Origin of the sequence: Chelativorans salis, from assembly GCF_025336525.1 — a bacterium.
Taxonomy (GTDB): domain Bacteria; phylum Pseudomonadota; class Alphaproteobacteria; order Rhizobiales; family Rhizobiaceae; genus Chelativorans; species Chelativorans salis.
Genome location: NZ_JAOCZP010000012.1, coordinates 42,935 through 66,917 on the forward strand (window position 1 = coordinate 42,935; position 23,983 = coordinate 66,917).

General features: G+C 63.1%; 22 protein-coding genes. 6 read left to right on the forward strand and 16 right to left on the reverse strand.

Annotation, left to right across the window (positions count from 1 at the left end; genetic code table 11):
• The first annotated feature begins 5 nt into the window (after positions 1–5).
• The 4 genes from N5A92_RS24715 (at position 6) to N5A92_RS24730 (ending at position 6,418) form a co-directional block, all read left to right on the forward strand.
• Positions 6–1,730 carry a type I secretion system permease/ATPase gene (locus N5A92_RS24715; protein ID WP_260907076.1) on the forward strand — a complete coding sequence of 575 codons (1,725 nt, stop codon included), beginning with the start codon at positions 6–8 and terminating at the stop codon, positions 1,728–1,730.
• Between the two features lie 30 nt (positions 1,731–1,760).
• Positions 1,761–3,062 carry an HlyD family type I secretion periplasmic adaptor subunit gene (locus tag N5A92_RS24720; protein WP_260907078.1) on the forward strand — a complete coding sequence of 434 codons (1,302 nt, stop codon included), beginning with the start codon at positions 1,761–1,763 and terminating at the stop codon, positions 3,060–3,062.
• A gap of 75 nt (positions 3,063–3,137) precedes the next feature.
• Positions 3,138–6,173, forward strand: coding sequence for a M10 family metallopeptidase C-terminal domain-containing protein (locus N5A92_RS24725; protein ID WP_260907079.1), 3,036 nt, complete (start codon positions 3,138–3,140; stop codon positions 6,171–6,173).
• A 17-nt stretch (positions 6,174–6,190) separates the two neighbouring features.
• Complete coding sequence (locus tag N5A92_RS24730) at positions 6,191–6,418, forward strand: hypothetical protein (RefSeq protein ID WP_260907080.1); 228 nt, start codon at positions 6,191–6,193, stop codon at positions 6,416–6,418.
• A gap of 379 nt (positions 6,419–6,797) precedes the next feature.
• Here N5A92_RS24730 and N5A92_RS24735 read toward each other — a convergent pair whose 3' ends face one another.
• The 4 genes from N5A92_RS24735 to N5A92_RS24750 form a co-directional block, all read right to left on the reverse strand.
• A complete protein-coding gene (locus N5A92_RS24735; RefSeq protein ID WP_260907081.1) occupies positions 6,798–8,498 on the reverse strand; it encodes an OmpA family protein in 1,701 nt (566 codons plus the stop codon).
• A gap of 422 nt (positions 8,499–8,920) precedes the next feature.
• Positions 8,921–9,634 (reverse strand): RES family NAD+ phosphorylase, encoded by a 714-nt coding sequence (locus N5A92_RS24740; RefSeq protein WP_260907082.1) that lies wholly within the window; start codon positions 9,632–9,634, stop codon positions 8,921–8,923.
• On the reverse strand, positions 9,631–10,044 hold the full coding sequence (locus N5A92_RS24745; protein WP_260907083.1) for an antitoxin Xre/MbcA/ParS toxin-binding domain-containing protein: 414 nt from the start codon (positions 10,042–10,044) through the stop codon (positions 9,631–9,633). Before N5A92_RS24745 ends, N5A92_RS24740 begins: the two co-directional genes overlap by 4 nt.
• A gap of 89 nt (positions 10,045–10,133) precedes the next feature.
• On the reverse strand, positions 10,134–10,721 hold the full coding sequence (locus N5A92_RS24750) for a TetR/AcrR family transcriptional regulator (RefSeq protein ID WP_260907084.1): 588 nt from the start codon (positions 10,719–10,721) through the stop codon (positions 10,134–10,136).
• Between the two features lie 130 nt (positions 10,722–10,851).
• Here N5A92_RS24750 and N5A92_RS24755 point away from each other — a divergent pair, with 130 nt between their 5' ends.
• Both N5A92_RS24755 and N5A92_RS24760 read left to right on the forward strand, forming a co-directional pair.
• Positions 10,852–11,016 (forward strand): hypothetical protein, encoded by a 165-nt coding sequence (locus N5A92_RS24755; RefSeq protein ID WP_260907085.1) that lies wholly within the window; start codon positions 10,852–10,854, stop codon positions 11,014–11,016.
• On the forward strand, positions 11,016–11,537 hold the full coding sequence (locus N5A92_RS24760) for a hypothetical protein (protein ID WP_260907086.1): 522 nt from the start codon (positions 11,016–11,018) through the stop codon (positions 11,535–11,537). Before N5A92_RS24755 ends, N5A92_RS24760 begins: the two co-directional genes overlap by 1 nt.
• A gap of 302 nt (positions 11,538–11,839) precedes the next feature.
• Here the strand turns inward: N5A92_RS24760 and N5A92_RS24765 are convergent, their stop codons facing one another.
• The 12 genes from N5A92_RS24765 to N5A92_RS24820 all read right to left on the reverse strand — a co-directional run bounded on the left by N5A92_RS24765 (position 11,840) and on the right by N5A92_RS24820 (position 23,795).
• Positions 11,840–12,166: a DUF2274 domain-containing protein gene (locus N5A92_RS24765; RefSeq protein ID WP_260907087.1), complete on the reverse strand. Its 327-nt coding sequence runs from the start codon at positions 12,164–12,166 to the stop codon at positions 11,840–11,842.
• A gap of 41 nt (positions 12,167–12,207) precedes the next feature.
• A complete protein-coding gene (locus N5A92_RS24770) occupies positions 12,208–13,422 on the reverse strand; it encodes a TraB/TrbI/VirB10 family type IV secretion system protein (protein WP_260907089.1) in 1,215 nt (404 codons plus the stop codon).
• Between the two features lie 12 nt (positions 13,423–13,434).
• Positions 13,435–14,460, reverse strand: a complete 1,026-nt coding sequence (trbG, locus tag N5A92_RS24775) for a P-type conjugative transfer protein TrbG (RefSeq protein ID WP_260907091.1) — start codon at positions 14,458–14,460, stop codon at positions 13,435–13,437.
• Positions 14,450–15,181 carry a conjugal transfer protein TrbF gene (trbF, locus tag N5A92_RS24780; RefSeq protein ID WP_260907093.1) on the reverse strand — a complete coding sequence of 244 codons (732 nt, stop codon included), beginning with the start codon at positions 15,179–15,181 and terminating at the stop codon, positions 14,450–14,452. The genes trbG and trbF overlap by 11 nt, the downstream gene beginning before the upstream one ends.
• A complete protein-coding gene (trbL, locus tag N5A92_RS24785; protein ID WP_260907095.1) occupies positions 15,182–16,504 on the reverse strand; it encodes a P-type conjugative transfer protein TrbL in 1,323 nt (440 codons plus the stop codon).
• A 32-nt stretch (positions 16,505–16,536) separates the two neighbouring features.
• A complete protein-coding gene (gene trbJ, locus N5A92_RS24790) occupies positions 16,537–17,262 on the reverse strand; it encodes a P-type conjugative transfer protein TrbJ (RefSeq protein ID WP_260907096.1) in 726 nt (241 codons plus the stop codon).
• Positions 17,259–19,709 carry a conjugal transfer protein TrbE gene (gene trbE, locus N5A92_RS24795; RefSeq protein ID WP_260907097.1) on the reverse strand — a complete coding sequence of 817 codons (2,451 nt, stop codon included), beginning with the start codon at positions 19,707–19,709 and terminating at the stop codon, positions 17,259–17,261. The genes trbJ and trbE overlap by 4 nt, the downstream gene beginning before the upstream one ends.
• On the reverse strand, positions 19,703–19,975 hold the full coding sequence (locus N5A92_RS24800; protein ID WP_260907098.1) for a VirB3 family type IV secretion system protein: 273 nt from the start codon (positions 19,973–19,975) through the stop codon (positions 19,703–19,705). The genes trbE and N5A92_RS24800 overlap by 7 nt, the downstream gene beginning before the upstream one ends.
• Positions 19,975–20,283: a TrbC/VirB2 family type IV secretion system protein gene (locus N5A92_RS24805; protein WP_260907099.1), complete on the reverse strand. Its 309-nt coding sequence runs from the start codon at positions 20,281–20,283 to the stop codon at positions 19,975–19,977. Before N5A92_RS24805 ends, N5A92_RS24800 begins: the two co-directional genes overlap by 1 nt.
• Before the next feature lie 11 nt (positions 20,284–20,294).
• Positions 20,295–21,260, reverse strand: a complete 966-nt coding sequence (gene trbB / locus N5A92_RS24810) for a P-type conjugative transfer ATPase TrbB (RefSeq protein ID WP_260907100.1) — start codon at positions 21,258–21,260, stop codon at positions 20,295–20,297.
• Positions 21,257–21,670 (reverse strand): CopG family transcriptional regulator, encoded by a 414-nt coding sequence (locus N5A92_RS24815; RefSeq protein WP_260907101.1) that lies wholly within the window; start codon positions 21,668–21,670, stop codon positions 21,257–21,259. Before N5A92_RS24815 ends, trbB begins: the two co-directional genes overlap by 4 nt.
• A 94-nt stretch (positions 21,671–21,764) precedes the next feature.
• A complete protein-coding gene (locus tag N5A92_RS24820; RefSeq protein WP_260907102.1) occupies positions 21,765–23,795 on the reverse strand; it encodes a conjugal transfer protein TraG in 2,031 nt (676 codons plus the stop codon).
• Between the last annotated feature and the right edge of the window lie 188 nt (positions 23,796–23,983).

Consider the following 23,983-nt stretch of genomic DNA (forward strand, 5'->3'; position numbering starts at 1 on the left):
CTTCAGTGCAACGCCACGACAGCTTTTCGCCTGCCGTTCGCGCCTTCGGCCGGGGCATCCTCGTCGCTGCCTTCTTTTCGCTCGCCCTCAATATGCTGATGCTCAGCGTGCCGCTCTATATGATGTCGGTCTATGACCGCGTGCTGACGAGCAGGAGCATCGAGACGCTCTTCATGCTCACGGTCATCGCGGTCGGTGCCCTGGTGGTGGTCGGCGTACTCGAGGCCGTGCGGCAGCTAGCGCTGACGCGCGCTGGCGCGCGACTGGAGACGGTGCTGGGTGCACCGATCCTGGCCGCTTCGCTGCAGAACAGCCAGCGTGCCGGCCCTGATATCCAAGGCCTTCGCGATCTAGCCCAATTGCGCCAGTTCGTCGCCTCGCCGCTCGCGAGCGCGCTCTTCGACGTGCCGATGACGCCGCTCTACCTGGCGCTCGTTTATCTGATCCACCCTCAGCTTGGCTGGGTCTCCCTTGCGGCCGCTCTCCTGATCCTGCTGATTGCCGGAATTAACCAGCTGCTTACGGAAAATCCACTCGAGGAGGCTTCCCGGCACGGCGCGACCGCCCTCCAGAAGGCGCAGGCGCAGGCGCACAACGCGGAGGTGATCCGCGCCATGGGCATGTTTTCGCAATGTGTCGAGTCGTGGGGCGGCGACAACGCCAGGGCGATGGCCGCTTCCGATACGGCGGCGCGGCGCAATGCCTTCACCAACGGCATCAGCTATTTCTTGCGCCTCTTCCTGCAGGTCGCCATTCTCGGCTATGGCGCCTATCTCGTGCTGTCGGACCACAGCTTGAGCGCCGGCATCATCTTTGCCGCCTCGATGATCTCCGCGCGCGCCCTCGCGCCGCTCAATCATGCAATCGGCGGCTGGAAGGCTGTCTTCTCGGCCCGTCAAGCCTGGCGGCGCATCGGCACCCTCCTATGGGCCGAACGCGCGGCGGCGCCGATGGCGCTTCCTGCTCCCGCGGCCACGCTTTCGGCCGAGCAACTGGTTTTCCAGTCCGGTGCCGGTACAGAGCCGGTTCTGAAGGGGCTTACCTTTGCGATCGAGCCTGGCGAGGTCGTCGGCATCATCGGCCCGAGCGGTGCCGGAAAATCGACGCTCGCGCGGCTGCTCGTCGGGGCAGTGTCCCCGACGGCGGGCGTTGTGCGCATCGGCGGCGACGATCTCGCCAACTGGCGACCGGAGGCGCTAGGGCCCTTCATCGGCTACGTGCCGCAGGATGTCGAGTTGTTCCCCACCACGGTGGCACAGAACATCGCTCGCATGAGCGTCATGCCCGACCCTGAGAAGGTTGTTGCCGCGGCGCGGCTTGCCAATTGCCACGAATTCATCCAGCGGCTCCCGCAGGGCTACGACACGCTCCTCGGTCCGGAAGGGCATGTGCTTTCGGGCGGCCAGCGTCAGCGCGTGGCGCTTGCCCGCGCCTTCTATGGAGATCCGAAGGTGGTTGTGCTCGACGAGCCGAATGCTTCGCTCGACAGCGAAGGCGAGCAGGCCCTGATTGGAGCGCTGCACCAGGCGCGAACGGCCGGCATCACCTGTGTCGTCATCACGCAGCGGACCAGTGTCATGCCGGCGCTGACAAAGATTATGCTGCTGCGCGAGGGGTGCATCGATGCTTTCGGCCCGAAGGAAGAGATCCTGCATCGGCAGATCCGGCCGGCACGTCCCACCGATCAACAGGCACCCGGAAATCCCGCGGTTACTGCGCGGTTCGGCTGAACAATGTGACGAGAGAGGCAAGCAAAAGAGATGGCATGGCATGATGGCGTCAGGACCGGCCTAACCGGACCGGTCTTAGCGGGTCTGATCGCGTTGGTGGGCGGCTTCGGTGGCTTTGCCGCCTGGGCCGTGCTGGCGCCGATGTCGGGCGCGGTGATCGCGCCCGCGAAGATCACCGTGGAAGGCCACAATAAGATCGTCCAGCACCTGGAGGGCGGCATCGTGAGGGAGATCCTCGTCGAGGACGGGCAGAAAGTCGACGCCGGGCAACCAGTACTCGTGCTCGACGGAACGGCGGCGAGGTCAGAGGCGAACCGCCTCAAGGCGCAACTTGCCGCCATAGAGGCGGTCGAGGCGCGTACGCTCGCCGAGCGCGACGGAGCTGCCGAGCCGAGCTTTCCGGCATGGCTTCTTACTGCTGACGACGCGGAGACCGTGCGCCTGCTGGACGACCAGCGGGCGGAATTCGATGTGCGCCTACGCATGCACAAAGCCGAGATCGCCGTTCTCGAGCAGCAGATCGCCGCGCTTGAGGAGCAGATTGCCGGCCATGAAGTCCAGGAGGGCGAGACCGCACGGCAGATGGCTTTCCTCGCCGAGGAGCGCCAGGACCTCGAGACCCTGCTTGCCCAGGGGCTGACCCGCAAGAGCCAGGTGCTGGCACTGAAGCGCGCCGAAGCCGAGCTGAAGGGCCGACAGGGGCAGCTCACGGCGGCAGTCGCCGAGAGCAAGCAGTCGATCGCGGAAATCCGCGAGCGCATCGAGCAGGCGCGCTCGGCCCGCATCAGCGAGACTTCAGCCCAACTCGCCGAGCTGCGTTTCAAGCGCACAGAGATCCTCGAGAAGCTGCGCGCGGCTCAGGATGTGAGCGGACGTTTGGTCGTGCGGGCGCCTGCGTCCGGAATTGTCATCGACTTGGCCAAGCACAACACTGGCGCTGTGATCACGCCCGGCCAGGAGCTGATGACCATCGTGCCTGAAGGCACTGGCCTCGTGGTCGAGGCGCGCGTGAGACCGCAGGACATCGACGAGTTGCATATGGGGCAGGAAGCCTGGCTCAACTTCTCGGCCTTCGATACGCGCCAGACGCCGCCCGTCGCCGCGCGGGTCGTCTACATGTCGGCCGACCGTCTCGAGAACGAGCGCACTGGCGAGCCCTACTATCTCGCGCGGCTCGAGATCTCGGCCGATCCGGCATCGGGATTCGACCCCTCGCGGGTTGGCCCCGGTCACGACGTCGAGGTCTTCATCACGACAGGTGAACGCACCTTCTTCGAGTATATCGCGGCGCCGCTGACGAAAACCCTCGCCCGTTCGTTCCGGGAGAGCTAGTGGATCGGCGGCTCTGCCGCACAGGCAACACCGCTGTCGCAGCGTCAACAGCAGAATGATTGATTGGATTAATCGATGCCCGCAACCACAACCTACGCTTTGAGCGGAGACGCCTATATCGACAGCCTTCTCGGCGGTATCAAATGGGCGACCCTCGACTTAACTTACAGTTTCCCGGCAATTGCCTCCTATTACGGCGCGGGCTACGGCTATGGCGAACCGGACAACAATTTCGGGGCATTGAATGCAGCGCAACAGGCTGCTGCACGAGCTACCTTCGGTCTTTTCTCCTCGGTTTCCAGGGTTACCTTGACCGAGATCACGGAGACCTCCACTCAGCACGGCGACCTGCGGCTTGCCATGTCGGACGCGCCGGGCACCGCCTGGGCCTACTATCCCACCACTCTCGCCGAGGGCGGTGACATGTGGTTCAACAAGTCCAGGGGCTACTACGACAATCCGCAGAAGGGCAATTACGCCTTCACCACCTTCCTGCATGAGGCGGGACATGCGCTGGGCCTGGAACACGCGCATGAAGACAACGTCATGCCCGTTGAACGCGACTCCATGGAATACACCGTGATGAGCTACCGCTCCTATGTGGGGGCCTCGACCACGAGCGGCTACACAAACGAGCAATGGGGCTACGCCCAATCGCTGATGATGTACGACATCGCCGCCCTGCAGCACATGTACGGCGCCGACTACAGCAGCAACGCGGGCAGCACCACCTATTCCTGGAGCCCGACCACCGGCGAGATGTTCATCGACGGTGTTGGCCAGGGCGCACCGGGGGCAAACCGCGTCTTCCTCACCGTCTGGGACGGTGGGGGCAGCGATACCTACGACTTTTCGACATACTCCAACGGCGTGAAGATCGATCTCAGGCCAGGTCAGTGGACCACGTCCTCGTCCACGCAGCTTGCCAAGCTTCACTACGATGGCTCAAAGGTGGCGGTCGGTAACATCGCTAACGCGCTGCTCTATAACAACGACATGCGCTCGCTGATCGAGAACGCCACGGGCGGCGCCGGCAACGACATGATCGTCGGCAACACGGCCACCAATAGGCTTTGGGGCAATGCCGGCAAGGACAGCCTCTATGGCGGCGACGGCAACGATGTGCTGGTAGGCGGCGCAGGGGCCGACAAGCTTAATGGCGGCGCTGGCTTCGACTATGCAAGCTATGCTGGCGCGGCGGCGGGCGTGACGGCGCGGCTCAACAAGCCGGCGCTGAACACCGGCGACGCACTAGGCGACAGCTATGTCTATATCGAAGGCCTGATCGGCAGCGGTCATGCAGACAAGCTGGTGGGCAATGCGGCCGCCAACCGCGTCAATGGCGGTGCGGGCAACGACCGCCTGTATGGTGTCGGCGGCAACGACACGCTGATTGGCGGTCTGGGAAATGACCGGCTCTATGGCAGTGCCGGCAAGGACAGCCTCTCCGGCGGCGACGGCAACGATGTGCTGGTTGGCGGCACAGGGGCCGACAAGCTCAATGGTGGCGCTGGCTTCGACTATGCAAGCTATGCTGGCGCGGCGGCGGGCGTGACGGCGCGGCTCGACAAGCCGTCGCTGAATACCGGCGACGCACTGGGCGACAGCTATGCCTATATCGAAGGCCTGATCGGCAGCGGCCACGCCGACCTGCTGGTGGGCAACGCGGCCGCTAACCGCATCAATGGCGATGCGGGCAACGACCGCCTGTATGGTATCGGCGGCAACGACACGCTGATTGGCGGTCTGGGAAATGACCGGCTCTATGGCAGTGCAGGTAAAGACACGCTTTCCGGCGGCGACGGCAACGATGTGCTGGTTGGCGGCGCAGGGGCCGACAACCTCAATGGTGGCGCTGGCTTCGACTATGCAAGCTATGCTGGCGCGGCGGCGGGCGTGACGGCGCGGCTCGACAAGCCGGCGCTGAACACCGGCGACGCACTGGGCGACAGCTATGCCTATATCGAAGGCCTGATTGGCAGCGGTCATGCAGACAAGCTGGTGGGCAATGCGGCCGCCAACCGCATCAACGGCGGTGCGGGCAACGACAGGCTCTACGGCGTCGGCGGCAACGACACACTGATTGGCGGTCTGGGAAGTGACCGGCTCTACGGCAGTGCAGGTAAAGACACGCTTTCCGGCGGCGACGGCAACGATGTGCTGGTCGGCGGCGCAGGGGCCGACAAGCTTAATGGCGGCGCTGGCTTCGACTATGCAAGCTATGCTGGCGCGGCGGCGGGCGTGACGGCGCGGCTCGACAAGCCGGCGCTGAATACCGGCGACGCACTGGGCGACAGCTATGCCTATATCGAAGGCCTGATCGGCAGCGGTCATGCAGACAAGCTGGTGGGCAATGCGGCCGCCAACCGCATCAATGGCGGTGCGGGCAACGACAGGCTCTACGGCGTCGGCGGCAACGACACACTGATTGGCGGTCTGGGAAGTGACCGGCTCTACGGCAGTGCAGGTAAAGACACGCTTTCCGGCGGCGACGGCAACGATGTGCTGGTCGGCGGCGCAGGGGCCGACAAGCTTAATGGCGGCGCTGGCTTCGACTATGCAAGCTATGCTGGCGCGGCGGCGGGCGTGACGGCGCGGCTCGACAAGCCGGCGCTGAATACCGGCGACGCACTGGGCGACAGCTATGCCTATATCGAAGGCCTGATCGGCAGCGGTCATGCAGACAAGCTGGTGGGCAATGCGGCCGCCAACCGCATCAATGGCGGTGCGGGCAACGACCGCCTGTATGGTGCCGGCGGCAACGATAAGCTGATCGGTGGTTCTGGTGCGGACCGCCTGGTCGGCGGCGCCGGCACAGACATTTTTGTCTTCCAGAAGGAAAGCGACTCGCTGCCCTCCGCCCGCGACAAGATCAACGACTTCGTCTCAGGCCTTGATAAAATCGATCTGAGGGGCATTGATGCGGACAGCACTGCCGGCGGCAATCAGACTTTCTCCTTTATCGGGGGGAAGGCCTTCGGTGGCAAGGCCGGTGAGCTCAATTTCGTCAACGGCGTTTTGTCGGGAGATTCGGATGGTAACGGCATCGGTGACTTTCAGGTCGATGTCCTGAACGTCTCCGTCCTTGTCGACAGCGATTTCTACCTTTGAGGCGGAGAAGCAGGCTTATGGGTGAATGGATCGACTTCGACCGCTGGCCCGAATGCGCTGGCATGGAACGGCCGGGTATCGTGTTCGAGGTTCAGAACGAAGAGCGGCAGACGATGACGACCGGTTGCGTCATCCCCCTGCCGCTTCCATTCGACTGGACATCGGGCCCGGTGCGGTTCCGCATCGTCGAACAGGAAACGCCGCGCCATTCAGAGCCGCTGCCGCCGCCGAGCTCTGCCAATTAGCCGGTCCGGTTAGCTGTGGCATGCGTCATTGGTTCGACGAGACTGATTTCCGTCGCCCACTAGTGTGAAATCAAAAGGCTGCATTAATTTCATATCCATGCGAGACGTCATGTCGCGTGAGCATGCGGATGTTGGCAACAAGGATCCAAGCTTCAGCGGCGGCGATCGATCATTCGAAATCCTTGGCGAGCCTGCGGCAGCCACCCAGCCATGCAAAAGTGCGCTCAACCAGAAAACTTGGCCTGACGCTCAAGATGGCCGGTGCCGCCGATACCTCCCCGGGGAAACCAACCAAACCGTCTCCGCGGCGCCATTTGAATGAGTCGGCAGCGACCAATTGCTGGCCTCACCATGACCCATGGCCCATGGTGAGGCCGGACTAGTGGGTGCTTACAACAGGCGCGACCAGCGGCGTGATGCGACGGATTGCGACGCGTCGGTTCTCCCGTTCGCGTTGCTGCGTGTGGACCTTCAGGTACTGTTCGCCGTAGCCTTGGACTTCGAGGTTCTCCGGGGGTATGTCGAACACGCTTGTGAGCGCCACCGCCACGGCCTCGGCACGCTGGTCGGACAGGGCTAGGTTGGCGAGGTCTGAGCCGACTGCATCGGTATGGCCCTCGATGAAGAAGACCTCGCCAGGATTTTCCTCGAGCAGCCGCAGCATGGCATCGGCGACGCCTTCGAGCTTGTAGATCTCACTCTCCTCGATCTCGGACGAGCCGAATGCGAAGTTGATCACATCGAGGTCGATGCGCCTGACCTTGTCACGGATACGTGCTGAGCGCCGTACTTCGTCGAGCGAATAGGTACGCTCCACCACCTCCACGGGGGGTTGTTCGAGAAAGTCGTAATAGGCGTAAGGATCTTCCACCAATGCTGCGTTCAGAATGTACTCCTCTGCGGGTATCGTCAGCAGCAGCGGCGGTAGGTCAGCGCCCGGATCGCGCCATTCCAAAACGTCATCGTAATAGCGATCGTCCACATAAACGAGCACAACCTCCCGACCGTCAGGCTGGATCTTTACGCGGCGAACAACATCGCCATAGCGGTTGTAGACGGTGATGATGCGCGTTCCATCGGGCCGGATCACCACTTCGCGCTGCAGGTCATGCGGGAGTTCTTCGTAGTAGACGTCACGCGCGCCAAAGCTGAGGCGCTCGTCGCGTTGACGCTCCACGATATAGGTGTCGTTGAACTCGATGATGGTGCGATTTTCCACCTTGCGGACGATCTTCGCACCCTCCGGCACCCTGTCACGCATTGGGCGCGGCCGTTCGAGCCGCCGACCCTCCTGGGAGATCAATGACTTCACCTCGCGGCGGTCGACCTCGACCCCGGCCTGGGCGGCGGCATCGCTTTCGGGCGGCAGAGCCTCGGCGGGATCGGCCTTCCTGCCAGGCCGCTGGCGCTCCTCTTTTGCGCTATCGAGCACCGGAGTAGCGGCGTCGGAGCGCTCGCGTTTGTCGGCGGCCTCACGCTCGCGGCGGGGTTCCTGACGCCGGTCGGCTGCTCTCGGGGCTTTGGGCTCGGCTTTCCGCTGCCGGACGGCCTCGCGCTTGCGACGTGGTTCCTCGCGGCGGTCGGCTGCCTTGGGCGTTTTGGGCGCGGCCCCCCGCTGCTGGACAGCCTCGCCCTTGCGGGAAGGTTCCTCGCGCCGTTCCGTTGCCTTGGGCGCTTTGGGCGCACCCTCCCGCTGCTTGACAGCCTCACGCTTGCGGCGCGGCTCCTCACGCTGTTCGGTTGCCTTAGGCGCTTTGGGTCCGGCGTCCCCTGACCGGACAGCCTCGCGCTCGCGGCGCGGTTTCTTGTGCTCTTTGGCGGCCTTGGTTGTCTTACGCCGATCGCCTTGCGACCGGGCGGCCTCACCCTCGCGACCCTTCTTTTTCAGCTTGCGCAGCTCATCCGGGGCGCGTTCCGCCTGCACCAGTACAAGCGGGCCGACGTTGTGGTCGATGTCTGCTCTGGAAAAGCCTACCCATCCCCCCACGACTTTGTACGGAAATGGCAGTGCTGCAAGCGTTGAAGCGGTCATCAGAAGACTGAGGACGGTCGCCACCACTACCTGGAAACAGCGGTTCATCGAGACCACCTCGCCAGTCCCACTGCTCTGCGAATGTCCATCGATAGCGCTCCACTGTGACCCGAATAACCGCCAAATAGGAGAGGCGTTCGGTCAGAACGTGGCCCGGCAAGTCAAGTTTCTGCGGCCGTTGAATCCTTCCGTGAGCCGCCAACAGCCACTCACTGACGGGCTTATCTCGCCCACCGCGCGTCAGTCCCAGAACTGATTTCGAACCGAAGTATCCATCCGAGTTACTCAGGCAGGGCACGGCAAGATCGGCGGTGATGGTTCATGTTTGCGAGAGGAAGCCTGCCGACGCGGCCAATGTCTTGGAGCCTGCAAATCTGGGACTGTTTGCAGTGTGGTGTTGATCTGAGGCGCACTTAGATCGCCATCCGAACGGCGCAACAGATGCGTCACCGATCCACCTTGCTGAGATGTCAAAGGATTCGGAAAACCTGCCCGCTGCCGGCGTCGCGGTAGAGGTCAATGCGGTTGCCATTCCAGTGGTAGTCGAGGTGCCGCCCCTGTACGGGGCTTGCAGCACAATCGGGATAGAAAAGGCCGGCACATTCGCCGCCAGCGTGACGTACGCTCGGATAGGCGATGCCGTTTGAGCCCTCGGCGTGGAGTGCGGCGCCCAGCGCCTGGGCGGCGCGGTAGTCGTCCGGATTGAGCGCCGCCGCCCACTGTCTGGCTTCACCGCGCAAGTCATGCAGGCTCGCGTCGACGTCGAGCACGATTTCGCGAAACTGCGAGGTCCAACCGGACGGCTCGCTGGTCGCCGCCATAAAGCGGCCGTGGTGGTGGATTGTCTCGAACAGAGCGGTCTCGAAGTATCGGCCCGCATAAAGCACGCCGAAGCGGCCGGCGCTGAAGCGACTCGGGCGATCGGGGCTGACATGGGTGAAGGGTGCCATCAGGTAGGACGCACCGGGGCCGGCGACGCGGCGGGCCGGCGGCACGAGGTCGAGATTGCCGATCGTTTCCATCAGACGCGGGTTCGTCTTCTGCTCGGCCGAGAGAATGAGCGGCCAGTCGGCCGGATCGGCGATATCCTCGAACAGGTCGATTGGCGGAAAGACGCTGCGGATGATCCGCACCGCCCCTTTCCAGGAAATGTGAGAGACGGGCGGAAGCGCCGCCGCGCTCACCAGCCGCCCCGTTCGGCGTCGAGGTAGCGATGCACGCGCATCAGATCGGTCAACTCGCCGCCCAGCATGACATCGAGTGCGGAGCGGCCGCCGAAGGCGGCATTCGGCTTGTCCACCCATTGATAGGCGCGCTGCGGTTCGCGGAAGATGATGCGCAGCGCCTTGTGGATGGCCATCAGATTCGACAGCCGTGCCCTCGTGTCACGGTCGATGCGGCCGATCTCGCCAGCCTTCCAGCGCCGGTAGGTGCGCACCGAGAGGTCGAGCAGCAGGCTCGCCTCCTCGTCGCTCAGTCTCCACCGGGCGAACAGGTTAACCGCGGCCCGGAACATTGCGGCCGCCTCCGCGTCGGTAATCGGCGCGGGGACGAACTCCGGCGCAACGGTGTCGATCGGTTGCAACACAGCCATCTCGCTCTCCTTCAAAGGCATATATAGGCGATTTAATGCCATTTGGCAAAAATTATCGATATCTGGGCAGAATGGCAACTCGCGGAGTATCAGCCTGTGGAACGCAGACCCGAGAGCGTGACCGCAACGAGCCGAAGCACCGCGGCATTGGACCGCAGGCCGCCGGCCGCCGTGAGGGCCTGTAGGCAGTAGGCCGCGAGTTCTCCAGGCGGGACGTCGGTCCTCAACTCGCCGGCCGTCGCGCCCTCTTTCACCAGCTCTTCGATCATATCGCGCAATTGCCGCCGCGCCTGCGCCACCTTCTCGTCCCGGTGCAGGAAGGCGACGAGCTCGCTGTCGTGGTGACCCTGCCTTTGGTGGGTCTCGTGGACGATGAAGGCGAATGCCTCAAGCACGGCTGCAAGCCGCTCGCCGGAGCCGCCGGGCCGGTCCCGCACCTCGATGAGACGCCCAAGATGCTCCAAGACCCGGCGTGCATGCCAAGCGCGCAGGATCGCCTCCACGTCGGGAAAGTACTTGTAGAGCGTCGCCCGCCCAATTCCCGCCTTCTCGGCGATCTCCGACATCGTCACGGCCCGCAGACCGCGCTCGGCCACCAGCGCAGCGGCGGTGTCGGTGATCGCCTTATGCACCGCGCGACGGTGCGTCTCGATCGTATCGTTCCAAAGCTTGGGCATGCTTTCACTATAGGCGAGAAGACGGGAGCGCGACACATGCGACTGGCTATATACATCGTGTATTGATAAAGGACATCGCGTATCGTAAAATTTCCTCGCGAACGCTCATGCGCAGACGGAGATTGCACCCGTGGCCGACCCAACCCCCGATACCAACGGCGGCATGCCTCTCTGGGTAAAGGTACAGGGCGTCTTCGTCGTCCTCCTCGTCCTGATCGTCGTCGGCATGTTCAGCGGCGTCGTCAACGAACTGTTGGGGAGCGGAGGTCACGGAATGCCCGTGGCTGGCCACTGATGACCATGGCGCCGCGCCCCCGCAAGACGCTGATAACCGCCCACGTCGTTTTCTCGCTCGGGTGGGTCGGTGCTCTCACCGGCTTCCTGGTGCTTGCCGTTGCCGGCCTGACGAGCCCGGATGGTCAGACGGTGCGAGCCGCCTATATCGCCAATGGGCTGATCACCTGGTATGCCATCGTTCCGCTGGCCTTCGCGTCTCTGCTGACGGGAATTGTCCAGGCGCTAGCGACGCCGTGGGGCCTCCTGCGCAACTACTGGGTTGTCTTCAAACTCGTCATCGTCGTCACCGCCACCGCCATGTTGATGGGCAAAACGAGCGGGATCGGCTACGTGGCCCAGCTGGCGGCAGAGAGGGCGCTGTCCGGTGAGGATCTCCTCGGTCTGAGATACTCGATCGCCGGCCACGCCCTAGGCGGGCTCGCAGTGCTGGTCTGGGCCGCCGCGCTCGGCGTGTTCAAACCCCGAGGACTAACCCGGCTGGGCCGCCGCAAGCAGGCCGGAGAGCCCCCGCCTTCGTGAGCGCTCGGCGACGTCGCCTGTCCCAAACGATCTTCACACATCGATGCCGGAGGGCCTAAGATGCCAACAAGCAGGACAAAATCATGGCGAATAGCACGGCAGAACGAGAGCGGACTCCAGCTCGCGCGTTATCAAGGCACGCCGGAAGCCATCTATCGGGCATTCCTGAATCCGGAAGCGGTGGCGTCGTGGCGGCCACCGGAAGGGCAAAACCCGCGTCTACGCCTTTGATCCGCACGAGGGGCGGTACATTCCGAATGTCCTTCACTTATGTGAACGCAGTGAATTCCAATTTGCATGAGTTAGTTCTCCTTAGGGGATGTGTCGCGTACAGCAGCCGACGACGCGTTCGGAGAATCGCCGGCGCGGGGTGAATGGGGCCGGCCGACCCTCTCGTTGATTTCGATGCCTCGCACGCCCTCCCTACGCGCCTTGGCAAAGGCCCGATCGCTTTCCAAGAACGCCTCAAGCATGAAAGGAACCAGTTCAGCGGCGGTTTCAGATTCGCCATAGGTTTCGCGGTAGATCACAGCGTAATCCCGGAGCATCTGGTTCAACTGTGCGCTCACAGTGATGGTGATCTTCGCCGGCGTGCGGTCGGGGAGCTTCCCAAGCTTCAGGTCGGCCATGATCGGTTCTTCCTCCTTCGTCGCAAGTCGGTGGGCAGGTGTCAGCCTTGATACGGCTGCAAAATGAGGTCCTTGTGAACGATGACACGCAGAGGCCATCCAGGGCGGACGGTGATCGTTGGCTGGACGTTGAGGTTCTTTTCGTTGATGCGCTGGCCTGCACGGTTGACGTTCTGCTGTGTGGAGTCGCGGATGGCGCGGACCAGGTCGCCTTCGTCTTCACCGAGGCTCAGCTCGGTGCCGACACCGACCAATGTAGCGAGCGCAACACCCTTGATCAGCCGCCAAGTGTGGAAATCCACCTCGTCCTCCAGACCGGCATAGCCGGCAGTGTCGGTCGCTGGCAGGTTGTCGATCTCAATCGATGAGCCATCAGGCAGCAGGATACGCTGCCAGACGAGCAATGCGCGTCTCTGGCCAAAGGCAACGACACTGTCATATGTCCCGATCACGCGAGCGCCTTGCGGGATGAGCAGCACAGTGCCGGTCATCGTGTCGTAGATGTTTTCCGTGATCTGCGCGACGACGAGGCCTGGCAGGTCGGAATTTATACCGGTAATCAAGCTAGCCGCGATTACGCTGCCAGCCATCAGCTGATATGGCGAGGCCGGCGTCTGCACCCCATACGGATTGTAGACCCCGCCGGTGTCGCGCTGGCTGATAAAGTCAAGCTTGCGCTGCTGGTCGTTCCGATCGCCTTCGGTTGCAGCAATGAAAGCCAGCGCACGGCCGTTTTTGGACTGCGGTCCAAGCGTTTGAAAATGCGTTGGCGCACCCTGCTTGCTTCCGACGACATCAGTCGCGCTGGCGATGTTCTCGAGCCGGAAGAAGACTTCCGACTCGCGGGCCTGGATCGCCTGCTGGGCGAGGCGCTGCTCCTCGGCGGAAACGTCCTGCCCTGGCGCAATGCCGAGCTGGCGCTGTCGTTCGAGAATGGGACCGCCAAGATCGCCGGGAAGCGGCGGTCCGAGCGGGACCTCCGGCTCAACCTCGGAGTAGTCGACAGGAAGCGTTTCGAGCCCCTCGGCAGTCGGCTTGTGTTCGGTATCATATAGTTCCTCTGCGTGCTCCTTCACGCGCAGTGCCGGTCCCTGCAGCGCCATCATGGTGACGCCGAGTATGGCACCGGAGCCAAGAGCAGCGATCGCGATCACGAGGCCGCGTTTGAAGCGCACGGCGCGGCGGGGTGAGGCGCGCAGCTGCAAGCTCTCGGGATCGACTTTAGGAGGAGCAGGTGACGCGGATGTCTCGGCCATGGTTCCTCCCCCTCACCTGTTCGAACGTCCGAAAACGGACGTGCGACGCGATGGCCTGCCGTCGGTCCTCGTGATTCGCACAACCTGCTGCGGCTTGGTGCCGAGGCGCAGTTCGGCCGCAGCGAAGAGGCGATCGACGATGTAGTAGTTGCCGCGCATGCGGTAATTGACGAGTTCGTTGCCGCCGTCAGCACCGACAATGAAGAGTGGCGGCGCCTCCCCTTGATTGATGCGGCGCGGGAATTCGATGTAGACCTTGTGGCTATCATCGAACGCGCGCACCGGGCGCCAGGGCGGCGTGTCGCCGGTGATCGTGTACCTGAAACGAATATTTTTCAGTGCGACATTTGATGCCACCGGCATAGAGGCTTCGGCTCGGGCGTTGCGCCTGCGTAGCGCAATGATCTGGTCTTCGCTGTAGGTCCAGGAGATCGCCGCCATGGCCGTCTTTTCGGTGCTTTCGATCTGCAAATGGTACGACCGCCGGTCCGTGTTAATGACGAGATTGCTCTTCAGCCCTGGCGCAAAAGGCTTGATCAGCACATGGGTACGCTGGCTGTCGCCGGAACCGCTCACGGTGTCGCCGACGGCCCAGCGCACCGTATCTCCGGCCGACACGGATGAGAGCTTCTCGCCCGGCTGCAAGGCGATGTCGGTGACGCGCTCGGGTGCTGCATAGAGCCGGTAGAGAGCACCTTCGGCGTAAGGATAGACCTGCACCGCGTTGACGTATCCATGCTTGGTCGGCTCTTGCGTAGCGGCCTCGTTGGCATCCTCGACCCGTGCCTTGGGCGGCCGCTTGTCGTCGATAACCTTGCCCGGCTCTGGCTGAAGCTGACCAGGCAGCGGCAGGGGCTTCGGGATCTCAACTACCCTGACCGGCTTCTCCGGTGCCTTCTCGATTGCCGCCGGTTTGAAATCCACACTGTCATAGGAGATCTCGGGCGGCGGCGCTGGCTTTGATGCACAGGCGGAAAGAACCGCCATCGACGCCGAAACGACCAGTACGACACGGACCGGTGAGATTTTATTCTTCATTGACAGACTCCTTCGGGGAAACGGCTGTCGGCGCGGCGCTGTCAAGTTCGCGCGACCAGTGAACCGCGTCGACGAAGACGCCGAGCGGGTTCTTGCGGAGTTGATCGGCGTTCCTCGGCGGCCGGATCACGACTGTGAGAATCGCGGTCCAGCGCGAGACGCTGGCGAGACTGCCGCGCTCATAGACCTGCTCGGTCCATTTGACCTGAAACGAGCTGTCGGAGGCCCTGACCACGCTGGTCACTTGCACCGACACGCTGCGCATACCGATCTGACCGAACGGGTCGTTGGCCTTGGCATATTCGTTGAGGAAGAGTGCCGCGCGGTTGGTGGCAAAGTCATAGGCCGCCAACCAGTTCTGCCGTACCAGCACCGGATCGGTGGAAACGGAACGGACATTCGTGATGAAGCGGCTGAGATGCCAGGCGATCTGCGCGTCTGACGGTTCGTAGTTCCGCATGGCCGGTGCGACGGCGCGCGCTTCGCCGAAGCGATCGACCTCGACGACGTAAGGCACAACACGGCTTTGCATCGACTGCCATAAAAGTCCGCCGGAGAGTCCTGTCGCCAGCGCCAAGCACCCAAAGGCCATGAGGCGCCAGTTCTTGGCCTGCACGCGGGCGGAGCCGATGCGCTCATCCCAGAGCTGACTGGCCTTCTGATATGGCGTGACGGGTTCGGGTGTCTTCCCGTAGCGCTGAACCGGTCGCTTGAAGAGCATCTAGTCATCCTTGTCATTGAGCGAGGGATTTGCGCCGCTTCCCGGCCGGTCGCCATCGCGGACGGCCTGCGCCGCAGTATGGCGATGGGCACGGGCGGTCTGCTCGGAGCGCAGACGCCTTGCCCAGGGCGGCACGGCATCGGAAGGTGCCGTCGCTGAGGTATCCTGGATTGACGCTGTCGACGCACCGCCCGTTGCGGCCCAAGCAGCATTGCGGCCCGCATCAGCGCTACGCCTCAGTGGTTCAGCGGCGGATCGCGCTCCTCGCATAACGGCGCCGCCGGCAGCACGGGTGAGGCCGTGCATTCCAGCGGCCACGCCGGACAGACCAGCTTCGGCCGAGCTTGCCCGACCAAACTGCCAGGCGGTTGAAGCAGCTGATCCCGTGGCCGTGCCGGCGCGAATTGCGGCGACACTGCCGCTGCCTGCCGTGCGGAGGCCGGCAAATGCCGCACCTCCGGCAACGAGCGTTGAACCGCCCGCCGCCACGGTTGTCCCCAACGCCGCGCCCGCACCGAGCTGCGGCGCGCCTGAGACGAGACCGGAGGCGATGCCTGGTCCGAAGATGCCGAGTCCAAGCAATGCCAGGGCACCCAGCACCTGTGACATGGCGGCAGCAAGGTCCGGTTCCTGGCCCTGTAGTGCGGAGGCGAATTCACCGAAGAGCGTGGAACCGATGCCGACGATGACGGCGAGCACCATCACTTTAATACCCGACGCGATCACATTGCCGAGCACGCGTTCGGCCAGGAAAGCCGACCGGTTCCACAGCGCGAAGGGCACCAGCACGAATCCGGCGAGCGTGGTGAGCTTGAACTCCAGGATGGTGATGAAAAGCTGGATGGAAAGAATGAAGAAGGCGATGATGACCAGGAACCAGGCCAGAAGCAGTACGAAGACGGTCAGTGCATTGCCGAAGAGCTCGGGGAATCCCACAAGCTGACCTGCCTGTTCGAGCAGCGGCCAGGCGCCTTCGAAACCGGTGGCGGCGATGCGGCCCGGCCGCAGGAGATCATCGGCGGACAGATTGCCTGAGGACGCATTGATCCCAAGTCCCGCAAAGGAGCGGTACAGGATATCGGCGAGGTTGCGAAAGTTGTTCAGGATGAAGGCGAAGAGACCGACGTAGAGCACCTTGCGGATGAGCCGGCCGACAATGTTGGGCTCACCGCCGAGCGCCCAGAACAAGCCCGCCAGCGTGATGTCGATGCCGATCAGGATGGTGGTGAGGAAGGCGACGTCGGCCGAGAGAAGACCAAAACCGCTATCGATGTAGCGGATGAAGGTCTCCATGAAGCGATCGATGACGCCGAGATCGTTCATTCCGCCGCTTTCCTCGTTTCGAAGAGCCCGTGTCAGTTGCCGGAATAGGCCGTGCCGGAACCAAGAAAGCGCCGCGTCGTCTCGCGCGCGGCTTCCTCCGACTGTGCCTTGCGGGCGGCGTCCTGGGCCTGTGCGCGGTACTGCGTGGCGAGCAGCGTCTGGACCTGCATCTGTTGTTTGGTCGAGAGCGCGATCAGCTGGTTGGTCGCTTGACTTGCCTGGAGCGCACCGGAAGCGCCCTCGCTGCGGCTGACGAGATCGGCAAGGAGGTCGCCGTCAGCTTGCACGTTCTCGACGATCTGCGACTGGACGCGCATGGTCTGGCGGAAGGCTTCCATGGCGCTCTGCCAGCGCTCGCGTGCGGCCGTCGCGAGATCGTCGACTCTGATCGTGGTGTCGTAGGTCTCGGGAAATTGCGCTCGCCACTGATCCTCGAGCTGGTCGAGTTCAAAACCTAGGCCATCGGCCTGGATCATCAGCCCGTCGATGCGGTTGAGCGCGCCGGTAAGCTGGCCGAGTGACGAGAAATCCATACGCTGCAGGTTCCGCGCCATGTTCTGCAGCATGGTCGCCTGGTTCTGGAGCGACTGGATCTGGTTGTTGATCTGCTCCAGCGAACGTGCCGCCGTCAGCACGTTTTGGGCATAGTTCGACGGATCGAACACAGTGATAGCGAAGGCTGGCTGGGTGTAGCCGGCAATTGTCCCTCCGATCAGGGTGTGCACGACTAGGCCTGTGAGAAGGTGGCGCCGCATCATGACGATAGCTCCTTGTCTGGTTGCGGGAATTGCTCGAGAAGCTCGGCGGCCCAGTCGAGGCCACGCGCTCTGAGAAACCGCGAGACGAAGCCGTCTTTCCCGTCTTCGGAGAGGATCGTGTCGATAAGGGTCTGGGTGGCGGGATCGGAGGCACCGCAGAATGCGAGTGCTATCGCACCGAGCCCAAGCTCGAACAGCCGGTTGCCGCGCCGCGACTGCAGATAGTAGTGACGCTTTGGCGTGGCGCGGGCGATCAGCTGTATCTGGCGCTCGTTCAAGCCGAAGTGCTCATAAACTGCGCGCACCTGCGGTTCTACGGCACGGTCGTTGGGAAGAAAAATCCGCTGCGGGCAGCTCTCGATGATCGCAGGCGCAATGGAAGAATCGGCGATATCGGCGAGCGACTGTGTGGCGAAGATCACCGATACGTTCTTCTTGCGCAGGACCTTCAACCATTCGCGGATGCGGGCGGCAAAGAGCGGGTTGTCGAGATAGACCCAGGCCTCGTCGAGGATGAGCAGCGTCGGCCGCCCATCGAAGCGCTCCTCCAGCCGCTGGAACAGATATGTGAGCACTGGCAGGACGACTCCTTCCTGACCCATCAGTTCCTCCGTCTCGAAGCACTGGACTTCCCTTAGCGCAAGCCGGTCGCAATCGGCATCGAGCAGCCGGCCGAACGGGCCGTCCAGGGTGTAGGGCATGAGTGCTGCCTTCAGCGCATTGGACTGAAGCAGCATCGAAAGGCCGGTGAGCGTGCGTTCATCTGCCGGCGCCGTGGCGAGGCTTGTGAGCGCCGACCAGATCGCCTCCTTCACCTCCGGCGTGACGGTAACGTTTTCATGTGCGATGAGACCGGCGATCCACTCGGCAGCCCAACTGCAGGTGGTGGGATCGTAGATGCCTCGCAGCGGCTGGAAGGCAAGCGCGTTGTCCGCGCCCAGCGCATGGTGCTCTCCGCCCATGGCGAGCGTTACCGCACGCGCCGAATTGCCCTTGTCGAAGACATAGACCTGCGCACCGGCATAGCGGCGAAACTGCAGAGCGATCAGTGAAAGCAGCACCGACTTGCCGGTGCCGGTGGGCCCGACGATCAGCATGTGGCCGACATCGCCGACATGGGTTGAAAGCCGGAACGGCGTCGAGCCGCTGGACTGGGCGAAGAGTAGCGGCGGACATTCTGTCTGCGTGACCTCGGTCAGATGGTCGTTGCGCGACGGACCGGCCCATACAGACGATAGCGGCATGAGATGGGCAAGGTTCAGCGTGTGGACGAGCGGCTGGCGCACATTGGCGTAGACATGACCGGGCAAGGAACCGAGCCATGCTTCGACTGCGTTGGCGCCCTCGCGGATGGTGGTGAAGCCGAGCCCGTTGACGATCCGCTCCACCGCGCGAAGCTTCTCTTCGGCAGCCTGGCGGTCCTGATCCCGCACCGTCACCGTGGTGGTGAGATATCCGAAGCCGACATGATCGCCACCCAGCGCCTGCAGTGCGGCGTCGGCATCGAGCGCCTTGTTGTCTGCATCGCTGTCGATGAGAGGCACGGGTTCGTTTGTCAGCACCTCGCGCAGGATCGCTGCAATCGATTTGCGCTTGGCGAACCATTGCCGGCGCAACCGGGTCAGCGTCTTGGTGGCTTCCGTCTTGTCCAGTGGAATGAAACGCGTCACCCAGCGGTAGGCGAAACCCTGGTGGTTGAGCGCGTCGAGTATTCCGGGCCGGGTGACATCGGGGAAACCGAAGATGGTGAGCGCACGCAGATGCTGATCACCCAGCATCGGCTCCAGCCCGCCAGTGAGCGGCGTGTCGACCAGAATCCCATCGAGGTACATTGGTGTTTCCGGCACAGCGACCGGGTGATGCCTCGGCGAAATCGTGCCGTGTAGGAAAGTCAGCGTCTCGGCATCGTCGAGCGCGCGCACGTTGGGCACGAAGGTAGAAAAGAGGTCCAGCAGCCTGTCGGTCGCGTCCCGGAACCGCGCCAACTCCTGCCGCCAGTTTCTTTCTCCTTCAGTATGGTTGGAGTCGACGAGTGCGCTTTCCGCACGCGCCTGGCCGTCGGGCGGCGGCATGAACAGCAAGGTAAGGTGATAGCGGCTTTCAAAGTGGGCGACCTTTCCTTCAAACGCTGCGCGTCGCTCCTCGTCGACTAGCCATGAGGCAGCGTCCGGGAAACGCGACATTGGATAGTCCAGCGTTTCGATACGCTCGGCATCGAAAAACAGCGCCCAGCCGGCGCCGAGCCTCCTCAGTGCATTGTTCGCCCGCGCGCAAATACTGATGAGCTCGGCCTCGGTCGCACTTTCGAGATCGGGACCACGGAATTGGAACGTCCTCTGGAAGCCGCCGTCCTTGTTGAGCACGATTCCAGGCGCGACCAGCGCGGCCCATGGGAGATGGTCGACAAGCCGGTCGACTTGCAAACGGTATTCAGAAAGACTCAGCATGCCCACCAGCCCTTTTGGCGAAGGTGCCGGACGAGCACCCTTGCAAAATCCGGATCGCGCCTGGCGGCAAAGACCGCCAGCGTGTGGCCGGCAATCCAAAGCACCAGCCCGGCAATCCACTGCTGCAGGCCAAGCCCGATCGCCGCCGCAACGGTGCCATTGAGGATCGCCACGGCCCGTGGCGCACCGCCCAGGAGGATGGGCTCGGTCAGTGCCCGGTGAACGGGAACCTCAAACCCCTCGACATGCTGCTCTCCGGCGGCCATCAGACGAGCGCCCCGCCGCCGAAAGAGAAGAAGGAAAGGAAGAAGCTCGATGCCGCGAAGGCGATGGACAGGCCGAAGACGATCTGGATCAATCGCCGGAATCCGCCGGCCGTATCGCCGAAGGCGAGGGTCAGGCCGGTGATGATTATTATGATCACCGCCATGATCTTGGCTACCGGCCCCTGCACCGATTCCAAGATTTGCTGCAGCGGCTCTTCCCATGGCATGCCGGAACCGGCCGCATGGGCCGGCATCGCGAGAAGAAGCGCGAGGGCGGCGGACGAATGAAAGCGAAGCTTCTTGCGCATGAAGTTGCCTTTCAAAGCTGCTGGAGTTGCGGGAGTGTGAGCTGTGTGACGGCGTAGTCGCCATTGCCGTCGAGACCCGTGACCTCGGCGATCGCGTCGAGGCGGCGCGACGAGCCGCGCCCGGTGATGAAGACGATTAGATCGATGGCCTCGGCGATGAGGCGACGTGGAACGGTGACAACGGCTTCCTGGGTAAGCTGTTCGATGCGGTAGAGGGCAGATCGTGCCGAATTGGCGTGCACCGTGGCGATGCCACCTGGATGGCCGGTGTTCCACGCCTTCAGCATATCGAGGGCTTCAGCACCCCTGACCTCGCCGACGACGATGCGATCGGGTCGGAGCCGCAGCGTTGAGCGCACGAGATCAGCGAGCGTGACTGCACCGCGCCTTGTCTTGAGCGCGACGCAATCCCTGGCCGCACACTGCAGTTCGCGCGTATCCTCAATCAGAATCACCCGCTCGTCGCTTTCCGCCACCTCGGCGAGCAGCGCATTGGCAAGCGTCGTCTTGCCCGATGACGTGCCGCCGGCGACCAGGATGTTGCGCCGCTGCCGGATGGCCCTCTTCAGCGCGTCGGCTTGTACCGGCATCAAAATTCCGTCGGCAGCGTAATCGGCGAGTGTGTAGAGCTTTGCGGCCGGCTTGCGGATCGCGAAACATGGCACCAGCGCCACCGGCGGCAGCAGGCCTTCGAACCGCTCTCCGGACGGCAGTTCGGCGCTAACAATTGGATTGTCGGCATGGGCTTCGGCGCGCGCATGCGAGGCGACCAGGCGGATGATGCGTTCCGCCTCGGACGGATGCATGCGCACGCCGGTATCGAAGCGGCCCTCGCCCAGCCGGTCGAGCCGCAGCGCGCCGTCCGGATTGACCATCACCTCGATGACCGACGGGTCGGCCAGCGCATCAGCGATCGCCTGTCCCATGGCGGTGCGCAACATGGCGCGGCGGCGGTGATCGGCCTCCGGAGAGCTCATCCGTCCCCTCCCCCTGGCTCGTCTTCGCCCAAAGACCGCTTGCCGGAAGCAATCTGGCGGCCCACCTGCTCGACGAATTTCTGAAACCGCTCCTGGGCGATTGCCTGCGTCGCCTTGTCCGGGATTGGCATGTGGGCGTGAAGCGCGATGGAGAAGCGGATGAAGAGTGCCAGGGTCTCCAGAACCATCTCGGTATCGCGCCGAACACGATCAAGGTCGCGAGACAGGTGGTCGAGCCTCTGGCCATAGCGCCGGTCGAGCTCGTTCTCGCCGCGCCGCTCGATGAAAGCCTCAAGCGCCTTCGCCACGATCTCGGACTTGGTGGTCGAAGGATTGCGGCCGAGCCGGTCGAGCTTCCCGCTCAGTTCGCGATCAAGGAGAACCTGATGACGGATGCGTTCGAGCTTCATGCGGCTGGCTCCAGTTGCGGACCGAGCATCGTTGAGAAGCCAGAAAGTGCTTATAGCCCTTATATGCGCTGATATGCGCCCGGCTATGGAACCGTCAGAAGCCGGGCACGATGTCCTTGTCCTCTCCCATGCCCTTGTTAATGCCGTAGGCACGTCTGGCATTGGAGATTCGGTCGATGACAGTTTTGTTAACCGCCGAGTCGCCGTCGTCTTCGGCAGGCCCGAACAGGTCACCCTGGCCAGGCGCTTGGGCTACGGCGGAACGCTCCTCGGGCGAGCCGGGATGGCGTTGCAGCTGGACACCGCCTTCGTCTTCGGACAGCGCGACGGCACTCTCGCCGTCGGTAGCAAGTCGGCGGTCTACACCGCGCACCTGCCCGCTCCAGTCGTCGGATCGCGGGGCAGGACGATCAGCATCGGGACCGTCACGCAGGACCAGCGAAGGGAGGACCCGCTCAGTGAAGTTATTGTCCTCGTAATAGCGGAGCTTCTTCGCTCGGATCGGCGGCAAGCCGGAGACCATTACCAGTTCGTCGGCCGGCGGCAGTTGCATTACTTCGCCCGGCGTTAACAGTGGCCGTGCAGTCTCCTGGCGGCTCACCATGACATGGGAGAGCCAGGGTGCGAGACGATGGCCGGCATAGTTGCGCATGGATCGAAGCTCGGTCGCCACGCCGAGCGCGTCCGAGATGCGCTTGGCCGTTCGCTCGTCATTTGAGGAAAAGGCAATCCTTACATGGCAGTTGTCGAGGATAGCATTGTTCTCGCCATAGGCCTTGGAGATCTGGTTCAAGGATTGTGCAATCAGATAGGCGCGGATGCCATAGCCGGCCATGAAGGCGAGTGCGGTTTCAAAGAAATCGAGGCGTCCGAGCGCCGGAAACTCATCCAGCATCATGAGCAGCTGATGCTTACGACTCTTCTTCGGATCGCCCTCCAGCCGCTCCGTCAGACGCCTGCCGATCTGGTTGAGGACCAATCGCACAAGCGGCTTGGTACGCGAGATGTCCGACGGCGGCACGACCAGATAGAGCGATACTGGACGATCCGCATCCACAAGGTCGGCAATGCGCCAGTCGCAGGACGATGTTGTCGCCGCAACCGTCGGATCGCGGTAGAGACCGAGAAACGACATGGCGGTCGAAAGCACGCCCGAACGCTCGTTTTCCGACTTGTTCAGAACCTCGCGGGCTGCCGAGGCGACGGCAGGATGCACCTTCGGATTCCTTGGCGTGCCGAGATGATTGGTTTCCATCATTCGCCTGAGCGTGGCAGTAAATGAGCGCTGCGGGTCTGACAGGAAGGTGGCGACTCGGGCGAGCGTCTTTTCCTGTTCGGCATACAGAACGTGCAGGATGGCACCGACGAGCAGTGCATGGCTTGTCTTCTCCCAGTGATTGCGCCGCTCCAGGGCGCCTTCCGGGTCGACGAGTATGTCGGCGATGTTCTGGACATCGCGGACCTCGTGGGGACCTCTGCGCACCTCCAGCAACGGATTGTAGCGCGCCGATAGCGGATCGGTCGGATTGAACAGGAGGCAGTGCGAGAACTTGGAGCGCCAGCCGGCGGTCAGCTGCCAGTTTTCGCCCTTGATGTCGTGAATGACGGCCGAGCCGGTCCAGGAAAGAAGCGTCGGCACCACCAGTCCGACTCCCTTGCCCGACCGTGTCGGTGCAAAGGCCATCACATGCTCCGGCCCGTCATGGCGCAGATAGCGGTCCTTCAGCTTGCCGAGGAAAACGCCAGCGGGATGGAACAGCCTCGCCTTCTCGATCTCTCGCATCGCGGCCCAACGCGAGGAGCCATATGTCGTCACCATTCCACGCTGCCGTGCCCGCCAAAGGGAGCCGGCGATCGCGGCGGCGCAGCCCACGAAACCGCTCGCGCCGGCAGCCATGCCGGCCTTGTTGAAGATTTCTGGCGCATAGGCCCCGAACCGGAACCACCACTCGAACAGCTTCCAGGGCTTGTAGATCGGCCAGCCGAGAACCATGAGCCATGGCATTCCGAGTTGCTCTTGATAATCCAGCATGTGCGCGCACCATTGCGTCGCCGCCCATACGCCATGAATGACGATGGCGAACACGACAGCGATCTGGCCAACCAGTATTTTCGTGGGAGTCATCGGCTCGCTCCACTGTTCTTTGGCGGACGAGTCAACCATCGCGCCGAGTGTCGAGAAGTGGAACGGCCCCTACGTACGACTAGGCACGATCAAGGACTGCGAGCATCATCCGCTGCACGGCATCCACGCGCATCGCCCATTAGCCGCGAGCGAAGCTCCGACGGCAGATTCTCCAATGCTACTCGATG

Excerpts from the sequence above, each read along its gene's own strand:
- N5A92_RS24765 (WP_260907087.1), bottom strand. The coding sequence starts at position 12,166 with ATGGCCGACCTGAAGCTTGGGAAGCTCCCCGACCGCACGCCGGCGAAG.
- N5A92_RS24735 (WP_260907081.1), bottom strand. The coding sequence starts at position 8,498 with ATGAACCGCTGTTTCCAGGTAGTGGTGGCGACCGTCCTCAGTCTTCTG.
- trbE (WP_260907097.1), bottom strand. The coding sequence starts at position 19,709 with ATGCTGAGTCTTTCTGAATACCGTTTGCAAGTCGACCGGCTTGTCGAC.
- N5A92_RS24730 (WP_260907080.1), top strand. The coding sequence starts at position 6,191 with ATGGGTGAATGGATCGACTTCGACCGCTGGCCCGAATGCGCTGGCATG.
- N5A92_RS24750 (WP_260907084.1), bottom strand. The coding sequence starts at position 10,721 with ATGCCCAAGCTTTGGAACGATACGATCGAGACGCACCGTCGCGCGGTG.
- trbG (WP_260907091.1), bottom strand. The coding sequence starts at position 14,460 with ATGAAGAATAAAATCTCACCGGTCCGTGTCGTACTGGTCGTTTCGGCG.
- N5A92_RS24800 (WP_260907098.1), bottom strand. The coding sequence starts at position 19,975 with ATGGCCGCCGGAGAGCAGCATGTCGAGGGGTTTGAGGTTCCCGTTCAC.
- N5A92_RS24820 (WP_260907102.1), bottom strand. The coding sequence starts at position 23,795 with ATGACTCCCACGAAAATACTGGTTGGCCAGATCGCTGTCGTGTTCGCC.
- N5A92_RS24745 (WP_260907083.1), bottom strand. The coding sequence starts at position 10,044 with ATGGCTGTGTTGCAACCGATCGACACCGTTGCGCCGGAGTTCGTCCCC.
- trbJ (WP_260907096.1), bottom strand. The coding sequence starts at position 17,262 with ATGATGCGGCGCCACCTTCTCACAGGCCTAGTCGTGCACACCCTGATC.
- N5A92_RS24805 (WP_260907099.1), bottom strand. The coding sequence starts at position 20,283 with ATGCGCAAGAAGCTTCGCTTTCATTCGTCCGCCGCCCTCGCGCTTCTT.
- trbL (WP_260907095.1), bottom strand. The coding sequence starts at position 16,504 with ATGAACGATCTCGGCGTCATCGATCGCTTCATGGAGACCTTCATCCGC.
- N5A92_RS24725 (WP_260907079.1), top strand. The coding sequence starts at position 3,138 with ATGCCCGCAACCACAACCTACGCTTTGAGCGGAGACGCCTATATCGAC.
- N5A92_RS24760 (WP_260907086.1), top strand. The coding sequence starts at position 11,016 with ATGACCATGGCGCCGCGCCCCCGCAAGACGCTGATAACCGCCCACGTC.
- trbB (WP_260907100.1), bottom strand. The coding sequence starts at position 21,260 with ATGAGCTCTCCGGAGGCCGATCACCGCCGCCGCGCCATGTTGCGCACC.
- trbF (WP_260907093.1), bottom strand. The coding sequence starts at position 15,181 with ATGCTCTTCAAGCGACCGGTTCAGCGCTACGGGAAGACACCCGAACCC.
- N5A92_RS24720 (WP_260907078.1), top strand. The coding sequence starts at position 1,761 with ATGGCATGGCATGATGGCGTCAGGACCGGCCTAACCGGACCGGTCTTA.
- N5A92_RS24815 (WP_260907101.1), bottom strand. The coding sequence starts at position 21,670 with ATGAAGCTCGAACGCATCCGTCATCAGGTTCTCCTTGATCGCGAACTG.
- N5A92_RS24770 (WP_260907089.1), bottom strand. The coding sequence starts at position 13,422 with ATGGCCGAGACATCCGCGTCACCTGCTCCTCCTAAAGTCGATCCCGAG.